The sequence below is a fragment of the Lacrimispora amygdalina genome (assembly GCF_003432035.1).
Taxonomy (GTDB): domain Bacteria; phylum Bacillota; class Clostridia; order Lachnospirales; family Lachnospiraceae; genus Lacrimispora; species Lacrimispora amygdalina.
Genome location: NZ_QOHO01000113.1, coordinates 59,787 through 78,983, shown reverse-complemented (window position 1 = coordinate 78,983; position 19,197 = coordinate 59,787). Strand labels below are relative to the sequence as shown.

Annotated in this window: 17 protein-coding genes; 13 read left to right on the top strand and 4 right to left on the bottom strand. The window is 41.8% G+C overall.

The annotated features are described in order from the left end of the window. Positions 1–166 precede the first annotated feature (166 nt). Positions 167–1,039 (bottom strand): substrate-binding domain-containing protein, encoded by an 873-nt coding sequence (locus DS742_RS26825; RefSeq protein ID WP_117419972.1) that lies wholly within the window; start codon positions 1,037–1,039, stop codon positions 167–169. A gap of 348 nt (positions 1,040–1,387) precedes the next feature. Here DS742_RS26825 and DS742_RS29105 point away from each other — a divergent pair, with 348 nt between their 5' ends. The 3 genes from DS742_RS29105 to DS742_RS26815 all read left to right on the top strand — a co-directional run bounded on the left by DS742_RS29105 (position 1,388) and on the right by DS742_RS26815 (position 4,930). After that, positions 1,388–1,549: a hypothetical protein gene (locus DS742_RS29105; protein WP_170313601.1), complete on the top strand. Its 162-nt coding sequence runs from the start codon at positions 1,388–1,390 to the stop codon at positions 1,547–1,549. Between the two features lie 41 nt (positions 1,550–1,590). After that, the gene (locus tag DS742_RS26820; protein WP_117419971.1) at positions 1,591–2,967 is read left to right on the top strand and encodes a DEAD/DEAH box helicase; all 1,377 of its coding nucleotides are present in this window, start codon (positions 1,591–1,593) and stop codon (positions 2,965–2,967) included. 160 nt (positions 2,968–3,127) lie between these two features. Beyond that, entirely contained in the window at positions 3,128–4,930 is a 1,803-nt protein-coding gene (locus DS742_RS26815; protein ID WP_170313612.1) for a choice-of-anchor A family protein, read from the top strand. A gap of 93 nt (positions 4,931–5,023) precedes the next feature. On the opposite strand, the gene rsmH is transcribed toward DS742_RS26815, so the two are convergent. Then, positions 5,024–6,073: a 16S rRNA (cytosine(1402)-N(4))-methyltransferase RsmH gene (gene rsmH / locus DS742_RS26810; RefSeq protein WP_117419969.1), complete on the bottom strand. Its 1,050-nt coding sequence runs from the start codon at positions 6,071–6,073 to the stop codon at positions 5,024–5,026. Positions 6,074–6,276: 203 nt separating this feature from the next. On the opposite strand from rsmH, the gene DS742_RS26805 reads away from it, so the two are divergent. From DS742_RS26805 to DS742_RS26765, 8 genes are all read left to right on the top strand, one after another. Continuing rightward, positions 6,277–6,798 (top strand): nitroreductase family protein, encoded by a 522-nt coding sequence (locus tag DS742_RS26805; RefSeq protein WP_117419968.1) that lies wholly within the window; start codon positions 6,277–6,279, stop codon positions 6,796–6,798. 173 nt (positions 6,799–6,971) lie between these two features. Beyond that, positions 6,972–7,973, top strand: a complete 1,002-nt coding sequence (gene cbiM / locus DS742_RS26800; RefSeq protein ID WP_117419967.1) for a cobalt transporter CbiM — start codon at positions 6,972–6,974, stop codon at positions 7,971–7,973. Beyond that, on the top strand, positions 7,966–8,790 hold the full coding sequence (locus DS742_RS26795; RefSeq protein WP_242996860.1) for an energy-coupling factor transporter transmembrane component T: 825 nt from the start codon (positions 7,966–7,968) through the stop codon (positions 8,788–8,790). Before cbiM ends, DS742_RS26795 begins: the two co-directional genes overlap by 8 nt. A gap of 1 nt (position 8,791) precedes the next feature. Next, complete coding sequence (locus tag DS742_RS26790) at positions 8,792–9,541, top strand: energy-coupling factor ABC transporter ATP-binding protein (RefSeq protein WP_117419966.1); 750 nt, start codon at positions 8,792–8,794, stop codon at positions 9,539–9,541. Between the two features lie 190 nt (positions 9,542–9,731). Further along, positions 9,732–11,186, top strand: coding sequence for a glycoside hydrolase family 43 protein (locus DS742_RS26785; RefSeq protein ID WP_117419965.1), 1,455 nt, complete (start codon positions 9,732–9,734; stop codon positions 11,184–11,186). A 33-nt stretch (positions 11,187–11,219) separates the two neighbouring features. Beyond that, positions 11,220–14,042 carry a glucuronoarabinoxylan endo-1,4-beta-xylanase XynC gene (gene xynC, locus DS742_RS29685; RefSeq protein WP_242996858.1) on the top strand — a complete coding sequence of 941 codons (2,823 nt, stop codon included), beginning with the start codon at positions 11,220–11,222 and terminating at the stop codon, positions 14,040–14,042. Between the two features lie 153 nt (positions 14,043–14,195). Next, positions 14,196–14,804 carry a hypothetical protein gene (locus DS742_RS26770; RefSeq protein ID WP_117419964.1) on the top strand — a complete coding sequence of 203 codons (609 nt, stop codon included), beginning with the start codon at positions 14,196–14,198 and terminating at the stop codon, positions 14,802–14,804. A 9-nt stretch (positions 14,805–14,813) separates the two neighbouring features. Continuing rightward, entirely contained in the window at positions 14,814–15,518 is a 705-nt protein-coding gene (locus DS742_RS26765) for a LytR/AlgR family response regulator transcription factor (protein WP_117419963.1), read from the top strand. 170 nt (positions 15,519–15,688) lie between these two features. Here DS742_RS26765 and DS742_RS29100 read toward each other — a convergent pair whose 3' ends face one another. Beyond that, complete coding sequence (locus DS742_RS29100; RefSeq protein WP_170313611.1) at positions 15,689–15,877, bottom strand: hypothetical protein; 189 nt, start codon at positions 15,875–15,877, stop codon at positions 15,689–15,691. Between the two features lie 76 nt (positions 15,878–15,953). On the opposite strand from DS742_RS29100, the gene DS742_RS26760 reads away from it, so the two are divergent. Continuing rightward, positions 15,954–16,856 (top strand): sensor histidine kinase, encoded by a 903-nt coding sequence (locus DS742_RS26760; protein WP_170313610.1) that lies wholly within the window; start codon positions 15,954–15,956, stop codon positions 16,854–16,856. Between the two features lie 82 nt (positions 16,857–16,938). Next, on the top strand, positions 16,939–17,913 hold the full coding sequence (locus DS742_RS26755; RefSeq protein WP_117419961.1) for a CPBP family intramembrane glutamic endopeptidase: 975 nt from the start codon (positions 16,939–16,941) through the stop codon (positions 17,911–17,913). Between the two features lie 80 nt (positions 17,914–17,993). Here DS742_RS26755 and DS742_RS26750 read toward each other — a convergent pair whose 3' ends face one another. Then, entirely contained in the window at positions 17,994–19,178 is a 1,185-nt protein-coding gene (locus DS742_RS26750; RefSeq protein WP_117419960.1) for an MFS transporter, read from the bottom strand. Between the last annotated feature and the right edge of the window lie 19 nt (positions 19,179–19,197).

The window sequence follows — 19,197 nt, the reverse complement described above, 5'->3', positions numbered from 1 at the left end:
AGCTCCCTTCTTAATATGAATTATTTTTCTGATTCATATTAAGAAGGGAGCTTTTTATTTCCTGAAGCATAAAATTTATTACAATACCAATCCAAATTATCATCACTTATAATACGATTTTTCCACAGGAGTAACTTTAATTTCCTTATTTTTCAATTATAGTTAATTATGATAATATAAGACTTGGCGTATATATATTAACTACACTTACTCCGGTATTAATAAATTGCGGACCTGTATCTAATCCCCTTAATGCAGCAACTGCCTGAGCCATACCCAGATAGCCCATTGTAAATGGATTTTGTACCAATACAGCTTTTATTGTATTATCTCTTATCATTTCCTGAATTATCTCTGTAATATCAAATCCAATACCGATAATATTTATATCATTTTCTCTCAAAGCGTACCCCATCCCTAACGTGGATCCTTCATTCGTTGAAAAAATACCAACAAGATTGGGATTGTCTCGTATATATTGTTCCGTTGCTTGTTTTGCTAACTCCGGAACACCATTTGTATATAGTGTTTCTAATATTTGATATCTGCTAAACGATTGAAAATAATCGCGAAATCCCATTTCCCGATTTACAGTTGTTCTGTTTTCAGGAGTTACCCCGATGATTCCTATTGAACCATATGTGACACCAGCCCCCTCTAATTCGTAAAACATATTTTCTCCAGCTATCTTACCAGCTGTATAATTATCTGTTGCTAAGGTTATGATTCCTTCTTCAAACGCTGGTGCATCAACATAAATGATTTTTACACCCTTTGCTTTCGCTGTTTCAACTGCACTTGAAATCTTTAAAGGATCGCTCGCCGCTAACATAATTGCATCTGCTCCCGCTACTATGGCATTATTAAATATTTGAATTTGTTTATTTACATTTCTCGTTAAGGGGGCGTTCCAAATATAGGTAACACCTAACATAGAAGCCATTTCTCTGGCTCCATTATCCATAACCATCCAGAATTGATCACTTTTATCCATGGTTATTAAATAAATTTTATAATTCTCATTTATTATATGGTTCATTTTTACAACATCTCCTATATTTGTGATTTACCAGTTAAGAAATGGATAAAAATATGTTTCACATCTAATGGTAACATTACGATTTGATAATCCTGTGGCATGGATATTCAATTATATGTATAGGGGTTTTGTAATATTACTTCATTATTTGTCCTTCAGCTCAGCTCCTGAGATTTGTCCTGTATACAGATTTCCTCAGGTTCTTGACAAACAGCCGGAATTTCTGTATACTGGCACCATAGATAGGTAACTATTTTCGGACGTTTTTAGAGGCTCTATTCTTGAAGAATAGAGCCTTTAGCTTTGGAAGACAATATATGGAATAATAAGTGATTGGAGGAATATAAGATGTCAATGAACGATATAGAAAAAATGAAAAAATTCCTGGAAGAGAAGAAAGCAAAGGGTTCTTTTTTACAGGCCGAAAAGAAGATTGGATCTGGTAAAGTGGAAAAGAGAAATAAGAATATAGGAATTGAATTTACAAGAACGCATAAGATCTCGCAGTAAATGAGGGAAAGTTACACAATAAAGATTTTAAAGGAGAATTCATGCAATTCAAAGATTTAAAAATTATGCCTGATATTATTAAGGCATTGGTTAAAGAAAGCTATGAAATACCTACACCGATACAGGAAAAAGCAATACCCATTATATTGGAAGGCAGAGATTTATTGGGATGTGCGCAGACAGGGACAGGAAAGACGGCTGCATTTGCAATACCTGCCCTACAGCTTCTAAGCAGTGAAAAGGCACCCCGTACAGCAAAACAGAATATAAGGGCCCTTGTCATAACACCAACCAGAGAACTGGCTCTGCAGATATACGAAAGCTTTAATACCTATGGTCAATTCACCAGTTTAAAAAGCTGCGTGGTCTTTGGCGGAGTATCTCAAAAACCACAGGAGGAAGAATTAAAACGAGGGGTGGATATCCTGGTAGCAACACCGGGAAGGCTGCTGGCGCTTATGGATCAGAAGCTTATAAGTATTGATCACCTAAAAATACTCATTCTGGACGAGGCTGACCGTATGCTGGATATGGGATTTATAAATGATGTGAAAAAGATTATTGCGAAAGCACCTCTTAAAAAACAGACTTTATTTTTCTCGGCTACAATGCCTCCCGATATCGCCAGACTGGCTGATACAATTCTTAAAAATCCTTCGAAAATAGAAATTACTCCGGTATCGTCAACTGTGGATACCATTGACCAGTATCTGTATTATACGGATAAATGCAATAAAAAAGATTTGCTTTTGCACATCCTGGAGGATAAAAATATCGTATCCGTGCTGGTGTTCATACGTACCAAGCATGGAGCCGACCGCCTGATAAAGCAATTGGCAAAGAGTAATGTGAACGCTCAGGCAATTCACGGCGATAAATCGCAGGGAGCCCGTCAGCGTGCATTAAGCAGTTTTAAAGATAAAACGCTGCGGATATTACTTGCCACAGATATTGCAGCCAGAGGAATCGATATCGATGAATTAACTCATGTAATAAACTTCGATTTGCCGGATACTCCGGAGACATATGTACACCGGATTGGACGTACAGGCAGGGCAGGGCTTGGCGGAACGGCAATATCCTTTTGTGATTTTGATGAAAAAGAACAGCTTAAGGACATTGAAAGATTAATTGGCAAGAAACTAACAGAGGTAAAAGACCACCCGTATCCATTAAAAAATAACTTCCCGGCGGTAAAAACCACACAGCCCAAAAGAGATACAGGACGAACAGAGAGAACGAAAACCCTGTCTTCCTCACACAAATCCAATGCATCTTCAAAAAGAGAGCCATTACAGCCGGTAACGGCAAAAAAGGCTTCAGCCATAAAGAAAAAATATCGAATGACTGCTGATGGGACATTAAAAGAGAAAAAGAGCTATAGTAATTTTTCAACAAAAAGAAAAAGCAGCAGATAAAAAACAGAGGTATCGGGACGAAAAATCCTGATACCTCTGTTTGCTGGTCCCATCCTATAGATAAATGATTTAATCGCTAAAAAAACGCACAGAACCATTTCCATAAGAATAAAATGAACTGAGAATAAAAATGCAATCGGAGCAGTTTACAGGAGTTTATATGGATGGTAGTAGTTATAGAAGCGCAGCAATGGTGAGTGCTGGATTACCTTATGATAATATAAACTGGTATGATATAGAAGGCCAGCCCTTTGGTCCGGCTTCCAGATTTAATGTTATTGTATTTAACGATGCCAATAACATTGTGGACATTGAAGGACCTGTGGCAATAGGCGGTAGCTTTTACAGCCCAAGGGGATTTGGCGCAGGTTTTGCCAGAGACAAAAGCACCAGAGATGCTAATTACTCACCGGATTTAGTCCGATTTCTGGTTGGCGGCAATGTTGCGATGAGCGAACCACTTGTTATTGTCGGCCATACGGTTGTAGGCGGCGGGTTCCGTGCTGGTAAGGGAAGTACCTACTTAATTGGAAAAAGTGGAAGGGTGGGTCAGGCAGAAGAACTTAAAACATTATATCAGGCCAATGGCGGCAGCCAGTATTGGACACCATCAGACAAAGGTAATCACTACTTAATTTCCAGCTATGATGTTCCAAGATATATACCTGCAGCCAGGATACAGGCAGATGTTTCAAAATTCTTTCGTGATGCAATGGAAAGCATCGGATACTATAAAAATTGTATTGAAGATTTAACCCCAAATGGAAGTGTCGCGGATAATAATTACGAATGGATATTGAGGGGAAATAACCCTGTTCAGAATGTATTTCTCATTGATGTGAGACCAAACGGTCTGATCAACAAAGGAATCCGTGCGGAAGTTCCCGAGGGAAGTACGGTTATTGTAAGGCTGAAAACGGGTCCCAATGCTCACCTGCAATATGGCGTTTATGGGGAAAATAGTAAAGCCAATCGGACCTTGTATGTGTTTGAGGACGCAACTAATATTTATATGGAAAAATCTTCTGATATATGGGGTAGTATACTGGCACCCCAGGCGATGTTCCATGCGCACCCAACCGGCGGTCATGTAAGCGGTAATGCTGCATTGGGATCATTTGCTGTAGACGCTGCAAGCGGCTTTGAATTTCATTATTATCCCTTTGCCGGAGGTGTAATGTGTCAGGGTGTTGCACCAGAAATGCCTGAGACATTGCCGGAAGAGGAGGAACAGCCAGCCGTGTGTCCGGAATGTCCTGCACCGGTACCCTGCCCGCCGCCAGTATCCTGTCCGGTTCCGGCACCCTGCCCGGCACCACCGCCTTGTCCTGAGCCAGAGCCCTGTCCTGCTTGTCCGGCACCACCGCCTTGTCCGGCACCACCGCCTTGTCCCGAGCCAGAGCCCTGTCCCGCTTGCCCGGTGTGTCCGAAGCCCGAGCCCTGTCCGCCCTGTCCCGCGTGTCCGGTTTGTCCGAAACCAGAGCCGTGTCCGGCGTGCCCGGTTTGTCCGAAACCACAACCGTGTCCGGCGTGCCCAAAACCAGAGCCCTGTCCCATATGTCCGGTATGTCCGGCGTGCCCGAAACCAGAGCCCTGTCCCATATGTCCGGTATGTCCGGTGTGCCCGAAACCAGAGCCCTGCCCGGTATGTCCGAAGCCAGTGCCATGTCCTGTCTGCCAGGAGTGTCTTATTAAACCAGGCATTATCTGCGGATGCATCTGGGGATGCCGCTGCGGTGATTTTCATGATTGGGAGGTAAAATTATACAAGAGATGTAATGATGTTGATACATTGCTGTTTTGTGCCAGGATCTGCGGCTGCGGCTGCTTTGAATTTGAAGTTCCTTATGAAGGGTGTTATATTCTAAAAGTGAGGTTATCCGAAAACTGCTGGAATACATTCTGGTGCAAGCCAATCATTACGTTAAATAATATCGGGGTGGCCAGTTTTATGATTGATTAATTTATATGTTTTGAATCGTTTTAAGCTGCCGCAAGCGGGGAATTGAAATGCTAAAACACCCGATTGCAGCAGCTTTTTTCTTATTTGTTCATGCTATGATTTTATAGCCCAGCGTAATTTTGCGCATCTGGCGCGCCCGTTGGAATTGCATTCTTCTGCTGAAGGTCTGATGGCATCGGGTGCAATCTCTTTATAAATACCGCTTCGAAAGAGCTGTTTAAATGATTTTTTTACCAGACGGTCTTCTCCTGAATGAAAGGTAAGTATCGCCACACGTCCTCCTTCAGCCAGAGCAGCAGGAAGCTTTTCCAGAAAGTCATATAATACTTCAAATTCATTATTTACATCGATCCGAAGAGCCTGAAAGCATCGCTGGCATGATTTTTTGATTTCATTATCTCTGTCTTTTTCCGGAATAAATTTCAGAGAATCTTTGATAATCTGACGGAGCTGGCTTGTTGTTGTAATTTCTTCCCCTTTTTTTATTGCTGAAACTACCCCGCGTGCGATTTCTTCGGAATGGGGCTCGTCCGCATTTTCCAGGAGCATGCCGCATAATTCATTTTGAGAAATGGTTTTTAAACGTTCTGCTGCAGAGATACCTTTTGACGGATTCAGCCGTAAATCAAGCGGTCCCTCAGTCTTAAATGAAAAGCCTCTTTCCGGGTTGTCTATCTGCATGGAGGAAACACCTAAATCTGCCAGAATAAAATCAAGGGGACCTGATTCAGGGATAATCTCATCAATATTGGAAAAATTGGTTTGCCTGATTGTCAGGATCTCGGGACCGTAACCCAGGAGCTCTAAACGCTTCTGTGTCCTCGGCAGTTCGATAGGATCTACATCTGTCGCATATAAGTGCCCTTTTGAATTGAGACATTTAAGCATCTCTAAAGTATGACCGCCGTAGCCTAATGTCGCATCTAATCCGGTTTGTCCGGGTTGGATCTGTAATATTTCCAGAATTTCTTTTACACAAATGGAGCGATGCATTCCCGCAGGAGTATTGCCCTTTTGAATCACTTTTGTCACAGTTTCAGTATATAATTCCGGATTCAGTTCTTTATATTTATCTTTAAAAGCTTTTGGGTGAGTACCTTTGTATCTGGGACGACGCTGATGTTTTTGTTCCTGGTTATCCATTTTTATTCCACCTTCTTTAAATATCTTCTTAATAAACGTATCTGCTTACATGATATCAAATGCATGTCATAATGGCAAATATATATTCGAATAATATGCCACTCCCGGAAATATAAACATGAACAGAATTGGAGGTAATATTGTATTTATTTTATTTAGATATATAATATACTTATTAAACAGAAACAATCGGAGGGAAATTTATGTTATTTGATATTATAAAATCAAGAAGAAGTATTAGAAAGTTTCAAAACAGAGAGATTGAACAGGACAAGATTGATACAATACTTAAAAGTGCTTTGCTTTCACCATCATCCCGTTCCATACGGCCATGGGAGTTTATATCTGTCACCAATGGGGAGTTAATCAAACAGCTCTCGCAAAGCAAAGGTACAGGCTCTCATTTTCTGGCTGGAGCACCTCTTGCGGTTGCAGTAGTCGCGGATCATACCTTAAGCGATGTCTGGATTGAAGATGCTTCCATCGCTGCGGCTATCATTCAGCTGGCAGCGCAGGATCTGGGACTTGGCTCATGCTGGATTCAGATAAGGGAAAGATTTCATACAGAACAGGTAACTGCGGGGGATTACATCAGGGAAGTTCTTGGAATACCAGGGCAGTACAGCGTTGAATGTCTGATTGCTATCGGCTATCCTGCTGAGGAAAAGAAATCTTATGAAGAAGAAATGCTTCAGCATCAAAAGCTGCATTTTGACAGATTTTAATTGGAAATTAGTAAGGTATTTAAAAATTTTATCATTGACCGGATATTTGAGAACAGGACTAGTAGTTAACATAAAAAATAAAAATAATATCCTCCACCGGGGCTTGTTGATATAAAATAACGTTTTATAATTGTACTTAGCAGAAAGTAAAATTATGAAAGGTTGGTAAGAACATGCATATTCCAGACAATTATTTAAGCCCGTCAACATGTGCCGTTATGGGAGCTGCCATGGTTCCTGTATGGACAAAGGCAGTCAGGAAGGTGAAAGAAGAGATTCCCAGAGTAAAGATACCCTTGCTTGGTGTGGGAGCAGCGTTTTCATTTCTTCTTATGATGTTTAATGTTCCGCTTCCAGGAGGAACGACAGGCCATGCTGTAGGGGGAACGCTTCTGGCAATTTTAATGGGACCTTATGCTGCCTGTATCAGCGTTACGGTTGCACTTTTTATTCAGGCATTGTTATTTGGCGATGGCGGTGTTCTTGCCTTTGGGGCGAACTGTTTCAATATGGCATTTGTCTTACCATTTTTTGGATATTATATTTATAAACTGATCAAAGATCATGTGCGGTCGGAAAAAGGAGAATACCTGGGCATCATTCTGGGTTCCTATGCCGGGATGAATGTAGCTGCATTATGCGCTGCCATAGAATTTGGAATTCAGCCGCTCCTATTTAAAGATGGTGCAGGGCAGGCACTTTATTGTCCTTACCCCCTTTCTGTTTCCATACCTGCCATGCTGATTCCCCATCTGCTGGTTGCAGGAATTGTGGAAGCAGTATTTACGGCTGCAATTATAATTTACATAAAAAAAGTATCTCCCGGTACCTTTTACAAGGGTGGCAGGGAAAAAACGAAAGCCGTATACGGTCTGGTAGCGGGGCTTATCTGCTTTACTCCCCTTGGTCTTCTGGCGACAGGCACCGCATGGGGAGAGTGGGGAGCAGATGAAATTAAAGAGGTAGTATCCGGGGGGAATGCATTGGGATTTGTTCCTCACGGCATTAAGGAAGGCATTCATTTTAATGCGGTCATGCCGGATTATGCAGTAAGCGGTCTGCCTGAAGCTGCAGGATATTTATTATCTGCAGTTGCAGGTGTGGCAATCATGATCATTTTCTTTAAGATACTAAGCAATCTGAAAAAAGAAAAGGCTGGAAATAACGTTGGATAATGCAGAAAATAAACCGGCTGATCTGCCGGAATGGCTTTTATTAAATGAAAATTATATACCGTTAGCCGATAAGGATACTTTTGTCAACAAAAGTATCCTGTCTGTATTTAAGATGATTTCAAGAATAAAGAAGCAGGATTCACAAGAGTTAACCAGATCACGAAGTCATGTACCCCTTCATGTTTTTGGTACATTTCTTCTTATTATACTGGTTTCACTCACAAGAAGCTTTATATTTGTTATCATTGTAAATGTCTGGCTGCTGTCGGTTTTAAGTATGACCGATTCAGAACGGATGGTAAAAATTTTAAAGATGAGTACAGGTGTTACCCTGTGTACTGCTGTGGTTATGCTGCCGGCATTTATTTCAGGTAATACTTATAGCAGCGTCATGATTACGACAAAGGTATTTGGAACAATTACTGCAATGGGTCTGCTTTCCCATTCTTCAAAATGGAGTGCGCTTACGGAAGCACTGAAAAAATTTTATGTGCCTGATATTTTTATTTTTATTCTGGATATCACGATAAAATATATTTATTTGCTGGGTGAATTGTCGTTAAACATGTTTTACGCCTTAAAGCTTCGGTCTGTGGGGAAGAACCGCAGCAAGTATTCGTCAATGGCGGGTATTGCAGGTTCTGTGTTTCTTCAGTCTAAAGAGCTGGCTGAAGATATGTATCATGCCATGGAATGCAGAGGATTTACAGGAGAGTATCACGTTAATAATAAATCAGAGTTAAAATGGCCGGATTGTCTTTATATCGGTATAAACATTGTCTTTTTAATTCTGTTTATTTACTTCGGAAGGATGTAAGATGATTGAACTGAACGATATCTGTTTTTCTTATTCTGAGATGATTGCATTAAATCACATTAATCTCACCATGGAAGCAGGTGAGGCAATTGCATTAATGGGGGCGAATGGCTGCGGCAAATCAACTCTGTTAAAGCTGATTAATGGAATTATTTCACCGGACAGGGGGAGCTACCGGTTTCACGGAGAAGAAGTTACCCATAAAAAGCTGCAGGATGCAAAATTTTCCAAACTGCTCCATCAGAGAATTGGATTCGTATTTCAGAATTCCGATACACAGCTGTTTTGTTCCAGTGTCTATGAAGAAGTGGCTTTCGGCCCAAGACAGATGGGGTTTACGGAATCAGAAGTGGAGAGCCGGGTAAATGACTGTCTTGCTATGCTTGGCATACAGGAATTCAGTAACAGGATTCCATATCATTTAAGCGGTGGTGAAAAACGCAAAGTTGCGATCGCATGTGTGATGTCTTTAAATCCCGAGGTTCTGGTGCTTGATGAACCAATGAACGGGCTTGATCCCAGGACACAGAGATGGCTTGTGGATTTTTTAAATAAACTGAACAAAGCAGGGAAGACATTGATTACCTCCACTCATAATCTGGAACTTGTGCAGGAAATATCGAAAAGGTCCATTCTCTTTGATGAAACCCATACAATTGTTGCGGATATGATGACAGAAGAGCTGCTAAGGGATGAAGAACTGTTAAAAAGGGTAAATCTTGTTGACCAGTCCTATCATTACCGTGCATGAGAAAACAGCAAAGCGCCCCAGGTGTTCAAGGACACTTGGAGCGCTTGTTTATAAATATAATTTATTTTTTTAGTTTACAAATCCCTCCTCTCGCTCTTTTTATCAGTTAGATTTGCAGATCAGCTGTTTCTCCGTCTACGCCGGCTAAGGGGGACCATTTGAAATTAAAAAATACCAGGAGGTATAAGAAATGAATAAAACAATTGCAAAATCAGTAGGTAATTCCAATCCTCTGATCGATCACCACCTAGGTGCAGATCCGTTTGCTCTGGTTTATAACGGAAGAGTATATATCTATATGTCCAGCGATAATTACGAGTACAACGCAGATGGCTCAATCAAAGAAAATGGTTTTAATAATTTAAAGAGTGTTTTTGTTATATCTTCAGAAGATATGGTAAACTGGACCGATCATGGTGCGATTCCGGTTGCAGGTGCAAACGGAGCTAACGCAGGACAGGGAATTGCAAAATGGGCAGGCGGTTCCTGGGCACCAGCGGCTGCAGTGAAAAAAATCAATGGTAAGGACAAATTTTTCCTTTATTTTGCCAATGGCGGAAACGGTATCGGCGTGTTGACGGCTGACAGCCCAATCGGTCCGTGGAGTGATCCTCTGGGCAGAGCATTGGTAACCGGCAGTACGCCTGGTGTTGCCGGTGTGGTATGGCTCTTTGATCCTGCTGTATTTGTAGACAGCGATGGAACCGGCTATTTATACTGTGGCGGCGGAATTCCGGGAGGTCAGAATCCGTCACAGTCACAATGGGCAAATCCAAAGACAGCCAGAGTGCTTCGGCTTGGCCAGGATATGATCAGTATTGTGGGAAGCGCTTCTACCATCGACGCACCTTTCATGTTTGAAGATTCAGGAATCCATAAATATAACGGAGTTTATTACTATTCGTACTGTATTAATTTTTCCGGTTCTCATCCAGGAAGTGTCCCTCCGGGAGAAATCGGTTATATGACAAGCAATAGTCCTATGGGACCGTTTACCTACAGAGGTCATTTCTTAAAGAATCCGGGCAGCTTTTTCGGAGGCGGAGGCAATAACCATCATTGTGTCTTCCAGTTTAAGAACCAGTGGTATGTGGTTTATCATACACAGACCGTTAGTCTTGCTTTGTATGGTTCCGGTAAAGGTTACCGTTCCCCTCACATTAACCAGTTGTTCCACAACAGCGACGGAAGCATTCGTGAGGTTGCAGCAAATTACGCAGGGGTAGGCCAGCTTTCCAGTTTAAATCCTTATAAGAGGGTTGAGGCCGAAACGATCGGCTGGAACGGCAGAATCTTAACAGAGAAGAGCAATGCTTCAGGGGGGCCTGTATATAATCAGAATGTAACAGGAATTCAGAATGGAGACTGGATTGCTGTAGGAAATGCAGATTTTGGCTCAACAGGTGCCAGGAGGTTTAAGGCAAACATTGCTTCAACATCAGGCGGTAAAATTGAAGTGCGTCTTGACAGTGAGAACGGTACACTTGCGGGAACTCTTAATGTGCCTAATACCGGTGGTATGCAAAACTGGAGAGAAGTTGAAACAACGGTAAGTGGAGCCACTGGGGTACATAAACTTTTCTTTGTATTTACAGGAAATGGAAGCGGAAACTTATTTAATTTTGACTATTGGCAGTTTTCATAAACTGGCCGGAATTTTGTAAAAGGGGGATTTATTATGGGTAATTTAATGAATGAAGAAGTGAAGACAGCCTGGCAGTCTGATAATGGAAACGGCACCTACACCAATCCGATTTTAAATGCGGATTATCCCGATATTGCAGCTATCCGGGTTGGAAACGATTTTTATATGGTCAGCTCCACGTTTGTATCTTTTCCCTCCATACCGGTTATGCACTCAAAAGATCTGGTAAACTGGGAGATAATCGGATATGTCACAGCAGATTTAAATGGAACAGGAAAATCCTATACTCTGACAAACAGCTTTGAGGATTATGGACATGGATGCTGGGCACCTACCATTACTTACCGAAATGGTGTTTATTATGTGGGAATTTATCAGGCGCAGGGCAAATTTATTCTGTGCACCGCCACCAATCCGGCTGGACCTTATACGAAAACAGTATTTAATCAGGGATTTCATGACCCTGCGCTGTTTCTTGATGATGATGGAACAGGATATATCATTTCAGAAGCAAATGATGTGAAAATCAGTAAGCTCAGCGGGGATTATAAGTCTGTGGTGAACAGCAGAGTATCCACCCGTATTGAAGGAGTCACCGGTAAGTATCTGGTGGAAGGAACCCATGTTATAAAAAAGAACGGGTATTATTATATTTTCCGCAACTCCACACCGCCGGAATCCTATACTTATTGCCTGAGGTCTAAAAATATTTACGGGCCGTATGAAATGAGAATTCTTTTGAACGGACCGAGAATACCGGGCGGAAGCCAGATTCATCAGGGAGGCCCCATAGACACCCCAACCGGGGAGTGGTGGTTCTATGTATTTCAGGATGGAAACGGCTTAGGACGCCGTGACATTCTGGTACCTATGCAGTGGCAGAATGACTGGCCGGTAATTGGCGATCCGTCCACGATTAAAAATGTAGCAATCGCAGGTAAGAGCTACCCTATGGGCAGTGTTCCCATTACATACAGAAAACCAGATGTGGGAGCTTCTTATCCGGTGCGGACGATTCCTGACAGCGATGATTTTAACTCCACTGTTCTGGGTGTGCAGTGGCAGTGGAATCATTATCCGGACAACAGCAAATGGTCACTTAGCGAACGCCCCGGATATTTACGGCTACGGGCAAAACAGGCCAATAACCTATGGCGGGCATCCAATACCCTTACCCAGAGAGTTCAGGGGCCTGACTGTCAGGGAACCATTGAGCTGGATACTGCCAATATGGCCGATGGGGATCAGGCAGGACTGTGCCTGTTAAATATTCCTTACGGTTCCATTGGTGTGGTTAAATCTGCAGGTGTGAAAAAGATTGTGGCTAATATCAATGCCAAAGAAGATGCTCAGGGGGTTATTACCAATGGTCCTGTGCTTCGCAGTAATATCGTTTATTTACGGGCCGATGCAAACCTTCTTACCGATAAGGCGGTCTTTTCCTACAGCACTGACAATATTACCTATACCCAGCTTGGCGGACAGCTTAACATGCCGTTTGACCTGGGGTTCTTCCAGGGAGATAAGTTTGGCATTTATAACTTTAACACAGCCTCTGCCGGAGGATACGTTGATGTCAGCTGGTTCCGCTTCGCCTCCTCAAAAAGAAAAGCAGCAGGTATGGCGGACGCATCAGCGAAAGAAGACATGCTGGAAACAAGCATGGCGGTATCTGCATCAGGCGGTGATGCAGCCATTAATCTGGCAGCACAAAAGCAGCTGATCCGGGGCTTTGGCGGAATCAATCATCCTGCCTGGATAGGAGATTTAACGGCAGCCCAGAGAGAAACTGCTTTCGGAAACGGAAATAATCAGCTGGGATTTACTGTTTTAAGAATTTACATTGACGAAAATAGAAACAACTGGAGCAGGGAACTGGCGACTGCAAAAAAGGCAAAGGAAAAAGGCGCCATACTGTTTGCCTCTCCATGGAATCCGCCCAGTAATATGGCAGAGACCTTTACCCGTGACGGTGTAACAGGGCAGAAGAGGCTGAGATATGATAAGTATGCTGCTTATGCACAGCATCTCAATGATTTCGTTTCTTTTATGAAGAATAATGGGGTGGAGCTGTATGCCATATCCGTTCAGAATGAGCCGGATTATGCACATACCTGGACCTGGTGGACTCCGACTGAACTGCTGAATTTCATGAAAAATTATGCGGGATCCATTAACTGCAGAGTCATTGCGCCGGAATCATTTTCTTATATGAAAAATATGTCAGATCCGATATTAAATGATTCAAAGGCACTTGCTAATATGGATATCCTGGGAGCTCATCTTTACGGAACACCGGAAAGCGGCTTTTCTTATCCTCTCTTTAAACAGAAGGGAGCGAATAAGGAGCTTTGGATGACAGAGGTATATTATCCTAACAGCAATAATAACTCTGCAGATTTATGGCCGGAGGCACTTGAGGTATCCTATCATATTCACAATGCCATGGTATTAGGCGATTTCCAGACCTACGTATGGTGGTATATCCGCAGGCAGTACGGTCCGATGAAGGAGGATGGAACGATCAGCAAACGTGGCTATAATATGGCACATTTCTCCAAATTTGTAAGACCGGGATATGTAAGAGTGGATGCTGACCGGAATCCGGCAAATGGTGTTTACGTCTCTGCTTACAAAGGAGATAATAAGGCAGTCATTGTAGCAATCAATAAGAATGCAACCGCTGTCAGTCAGAAATTTACATTCCAGAATGGAACGGGAGGCTCGGTATCTTCCTGGATCACAGACGGAAGCAGAAACCTTGCAGCAGGCTCCGGTTACCGTGTATCCGGAAACTCTTTCACTGCCCAGCTTCCGGCCAGAAGTGTCACAACCTTTGTAACAGATTTAAGCTGATAATACGTAATTAAATGAATGAGGCAGGGTGCTTTGACGGTCAGTCATGGTGCCCTGTTTCATTGTCTTATTTCTTAAGTATTTTGTTTTTTATTTACGGGACCGGAAACTGGTATTATAATACGCTTATATTGAGAAAGAAAGAGGAGAAAGATGAAGAAAGAATTACCCTATTTCAGTATTGGAGATTCCTTTGGGGGAAATCAGGACTGGTTCCGGGATCCGATGATGCATTTGGGCGGCTGCGGGGCTGCAGCTGCATGTGATGTCTGCATTAATCTGGCGTTCCATCACAGCAAAACTCATCTGTATCCATTTGATATCCAAAGTCTTGACAAAGAAGCTTATATTAAATTTTCCATTACCATGAAGCCGTATCTGAAACCGCGTTTCGGCGGGATTGATACACTGGAGGTATTTATGGATGGTTTTTATGAGTATTTAGAAAATGTAAATGAGCGGGGAATACAGCTGTCAGGCTGTTCTGGTGATACTCCTGCAGAGGAAGCGGTATGTAAGGTGAAAGAACAGATTGACCGGGGAATTCCCATTCCCTTTTTGCAGCTTCGCCATAAGAATATGAATTTTAAGGATCTGGTCTGGCATTGGTTTATGCTGGTGGGATATGAAGAATTTGATAAAGAATTTTATGTAAAAATTGCCACCTATGGAGGGTTTCGGTGGCTTTCCTTTTATGAACTGTGGGAGACCGGATATAAGCGTAAGGGTGGAATGGTGCTTCTGCGGGAGCCGGAAGAGTAAGGTGATAAGGTGAAAGCAGCGATTTGTGATGATGAGGTACATTTCCAGTCATTTTTACGGGAGAAGCTGGAAGCGTATTATGGTATGTTAGAAGTTGAAATAGATGTATTTTCATCCGGAATCAGTTTTTTAGAAAAGTTCAGGGAACATCCATATGAATATCAGCTGATTTTTATGGACATTGAAATGCCGGGGATTAATGGAATAGAGACTTCCAGGCTGATCCGGGATATAAATCAGTCTGTTGCGGTGATTTTTTTAACCAGTCACCAGGAATTGGCCATGGAGGGATATGAAGTGGATGCGTTCCGCTTCCTGGGAAAGCCGCTGAAGATGGAGAAACTGGTAAAAGCACTGAATGATTATAACAGATTATGGATGCAAAACGGCAGAATCTCTCTTCAGGACGGAGAAAATACCATTCTGGTCAGCTGGACAGATATTCAGTATGTGCAAAGTGAGAATGTATATATACATGTTTTTACGGATCAGGCAAGGTATCTGATCCGTAAAAAACTAAGTGATATGGAAATGCAGATGCCAAAGAATTTATTTTTTAAACCTCACAGAAGCTATCTGGTCAATCTGGGGTATGTTAGTTGTTTTGACGGCAGGAAAATTACCATGAAAAACAGCCATAAAATACCCGTCAGCAGAGGAAAACGGGATGAATTAAAAGCATCGGTATTAAATTATTTACGGATATCAGGATAAGACAGGTGAGTTATGTTTGAAAAAGTATATATGATAATGGGGTGCACAGAACTATTACTGTTAATGATATTAATCGGTAAATATATTTATTTTGAACGGTTTTTTTTACATTTGCGTTCATGGTGTATCTATCTGGTACTCTTCATTTTATTTGAAATTTTACTCTGCTTTTATGATAAAGAGGGTCTGGCTTCGATTGGGTTATCTTTTGCGTTTTTTAGTGCACTGGTTTTTCTTACAAGAAAATCTAAAAAAATCAGGGGTGTGTTTATCGCAGTACCAATAGCAGGTATGATATTTTCTTTTGTAATTATTCCTGTCTCTCTTCTATATCTTTTTTCTGAATCCATGAATTCCATAATTGACCACTCAACTGCATGGATGTGGATTTATGATGTTATATTCTGGATTGGTTTTTATTTGTTTTTCTGGAAGGTGAAAAAACGTCTTGATGAAATGCTTATGAACAGAACTCTTTCAAACTGGGAAAGAACTCTTATTAACATGACTGGTTTTTTTCTTTTCATTTTTACCATGCTTCTGGTATGTGTGGATGATTTTAAAATTACATCCTTTTACGCCAGGTGCTTTGCAGGATCCGGTATTTTCATCATTGCTTTTTTAGAAGCATCAATCATTGCAATGGTGATACAGGGAAATGGAAAAGTTTATTTTCAGCAGGCGGCTGTTTTAAATGCGCATTATTTAAAAGTCCAGCTGGAGCATTTTAAAACATATCAGGAAACCCAGAGGGAAACAAGAAGAGTGTATCATGACATGAAAAACCATATCAGCTGCCTCCATAATCTGATCCTGCAGGGCAGGTATGAGGAAACCGCCAATTATCTGGTGGAGTTAAATACACAGATACAGAACATAGACAAAGAGCTTTATACCGGGAATGATATTGTGGATGCTATCATAAATGAAAAGCTGTCCAGCGCGGCGAAGGATCAGATATCCATATCAGTAGATGGAAAACTGGGGTATCTGCCTGTAGATCCCATTGATCTTTGCACTATTTTTTCCAATGCTGCAGACAATGGGATTGAGGCATTAAGGGACAGTCAGATCTCGGATAAGGTGTTGGAAATCCAGTTTAAGAGACAGGGAGAAATGCAATGGATTATGTTCCGTAATCCGGTAAAGCGCAGAGGACCAGCATTATTATCTGTTACAACAAAAGAGGATTGTATCAATCATGGGTTTGGACTTGGAAATATAAGAATGGCTGTGGAAAAATATAAGGGACACATGGAGTATCGCCTGGAAAATGAGGGCGATCTGCAGTATTTTGTCCTGGAGATTCTTTTGTTTGTGCACAATACAACACGATAGAAACATTTCGCAACAAAATTTACATGGGGAAAGGATCCGGAGCTATAATGAATGATGAAATCAGGCAAAGGAGACAAAAGAAATGAGTTATGATATTCCAATAAACGTAAAACAGTGGAACAAAAAAGAAATCAGAAAGAATACAGGAAAACTGGTCCGCGGTGTGCTTATATATGAACTGATCATGTTTGTTACTATAATCGCTGATATTACCCGCAGGATTATCATGAATTCCCGCAACGATGATTTTAACGTTGATACGTTTCTCGATAAGGCTTCAGAGAGTGGAACTTCCAGTATCATCTCAGTATTTCTGGGTTTGGTTTTTTTATTTGTTTATTTTCGAAAAAGTGACTGCCTAAAACGGATCTTTTATACCGGAGATAAAATGACGGGGCGTTCATTCCTGATTCTGCTGACTGTTTTTATGTCCGCGCAGGCTGCATTCAGTTTAATTGGCGGAGGCATGGAACTTGGTTTTAACCAATTCGGTTATAGTATTCTGGGAGAGATTGAAGATGCATCCAGCAACAGCAGTACTGTATCTATGTTATTGTACGCTTCATTTATTGGTCCTGTCTCAGAAGAAATTATTTTCCGCGGATTTGTTATGAGAGGGTTTGAAAAATACGGAGCGCGCTATGCGGTCGTGATGTCTGCTGTGATTTTCGGATTATTCCACGGAAATCTGATTCAGAGTATCTTTGCAGGACTGGTTGGACTGGTACTTGGATATACAGCTATGAAATATTCCATAAAATGGGCTGTTTTGCTGCATATTATTAATAATTTTGTTTTTGGTGAATTACTTACCCGTCTGCTTTCCGGCATGAGTGAATCCATGCAGTCTATTGTACTTTATGGGATAGAAGGTGCGTTCCTGGCAGGGACAGTGGTTCTGATGCTGATGAATAAAACGGAGATAAGAGAGAAAATGAAAGGGATAAAGATTGACAGAGGGTTACTGGGCGTGACATTTACTTCCATATGGCTGCTGATCTTTATTATCTTTCAATTAGCACAGGGAATATCCGGAATAGAAAAGCTGCCTGTTTAAAATTTAAGCGCCCGACTCTTAGGGATCAGGAGACGGGCACTTTTGCAGCAGAGTGTAAGATCTGTTTTCTAATTACCATATCAGGCAGCTGCTAAGCCATCCGGACTTCTTCTGCCAATGGTTCTGAATGCAGAGACAGCAAATATTAACATCAGTATTAAAGTGCATACATAATAGCGGCCCCGGACACTGTCACCAGCTAAAATATAAGATACTCTTGTAACCACGTATGGTGCCAGAGTCTGACCAATGTTCACAACAGCTCCGTTAATGGCAATGCATAAAGTAATGGCTACAGGAGAAACACTGGAAATAATATTGGTGATGATCTGTGGGAAAACCATCATCATGCCGACACCTGTAAGCAGACCCGAAACATAGACAAGAACCGGTGAGTATGCCAGAGCCATGGAAAGAAGACCGAGCGCAGAGAGCAGAAATCCTGCCGGCAAAGTCCACTTCTTAAGTGCGTTCGCAATTTTGCCATAGACAGCTCCGCAGATAAATCCTCCGATGGTGAGCATGGAAAGACCAAGACCGGAAATAGCGGCAGTACCGATCCCCTCGCCTTCAACAAAGAGAGATAAGTTCACGGCAAAACAGTGAAGGAAAGTCATATAAACAAATATTACTGCATACCAGTAGAACACTGCACCCGGAAGTTTCATCTTCTGACTGGCAGTCCCTTCTTTTTTCTTCCGAACCGGCTGATCCTGGGGAAGACAGAACAATACACCGAAAAATGCTGCAAGACCAAGAAGATGAACAAGGAATATGTATTTATAGCTTATGACAACTACAATTCCCCCAACAATGGTCATTATGATGCTTCCTACTGAGCCGGAACTGTTTAACCAGCCCAGTATGGTATCTCTTTCTGATGGTGCGTCAGCAAAGCTTTCAAAAATAATCGCCTGGCTGAGCGGCTGCAGTAAGCCGATTCCAAGACCCACCAGCAGTCTTGAAAGGTACAGTACTGTAAAGGAATCAGAAAAATACGGTATACAGCCACCTGCTGTAAAGATGCACAGAGCAATCAGGGACAATGTTTTTTTTGAAATTACATTTGCAATCGGCCCGGATAGAAAACTCACTACAACGATAACAAGAGCCGGAATCGTGATCAGTGTCTGAATTGTCTCGATGCTGACGTCCGGATAAGCCGCTGCGATACTGCTTAGACCAGCGGAAATTGCCATTGCCCCCATTGATGTTAGTCCTAGAAACAAAATCCCTATAACTGTTTTGATATTACCCTTAAACATAAAATTCCCCTCTCAATGA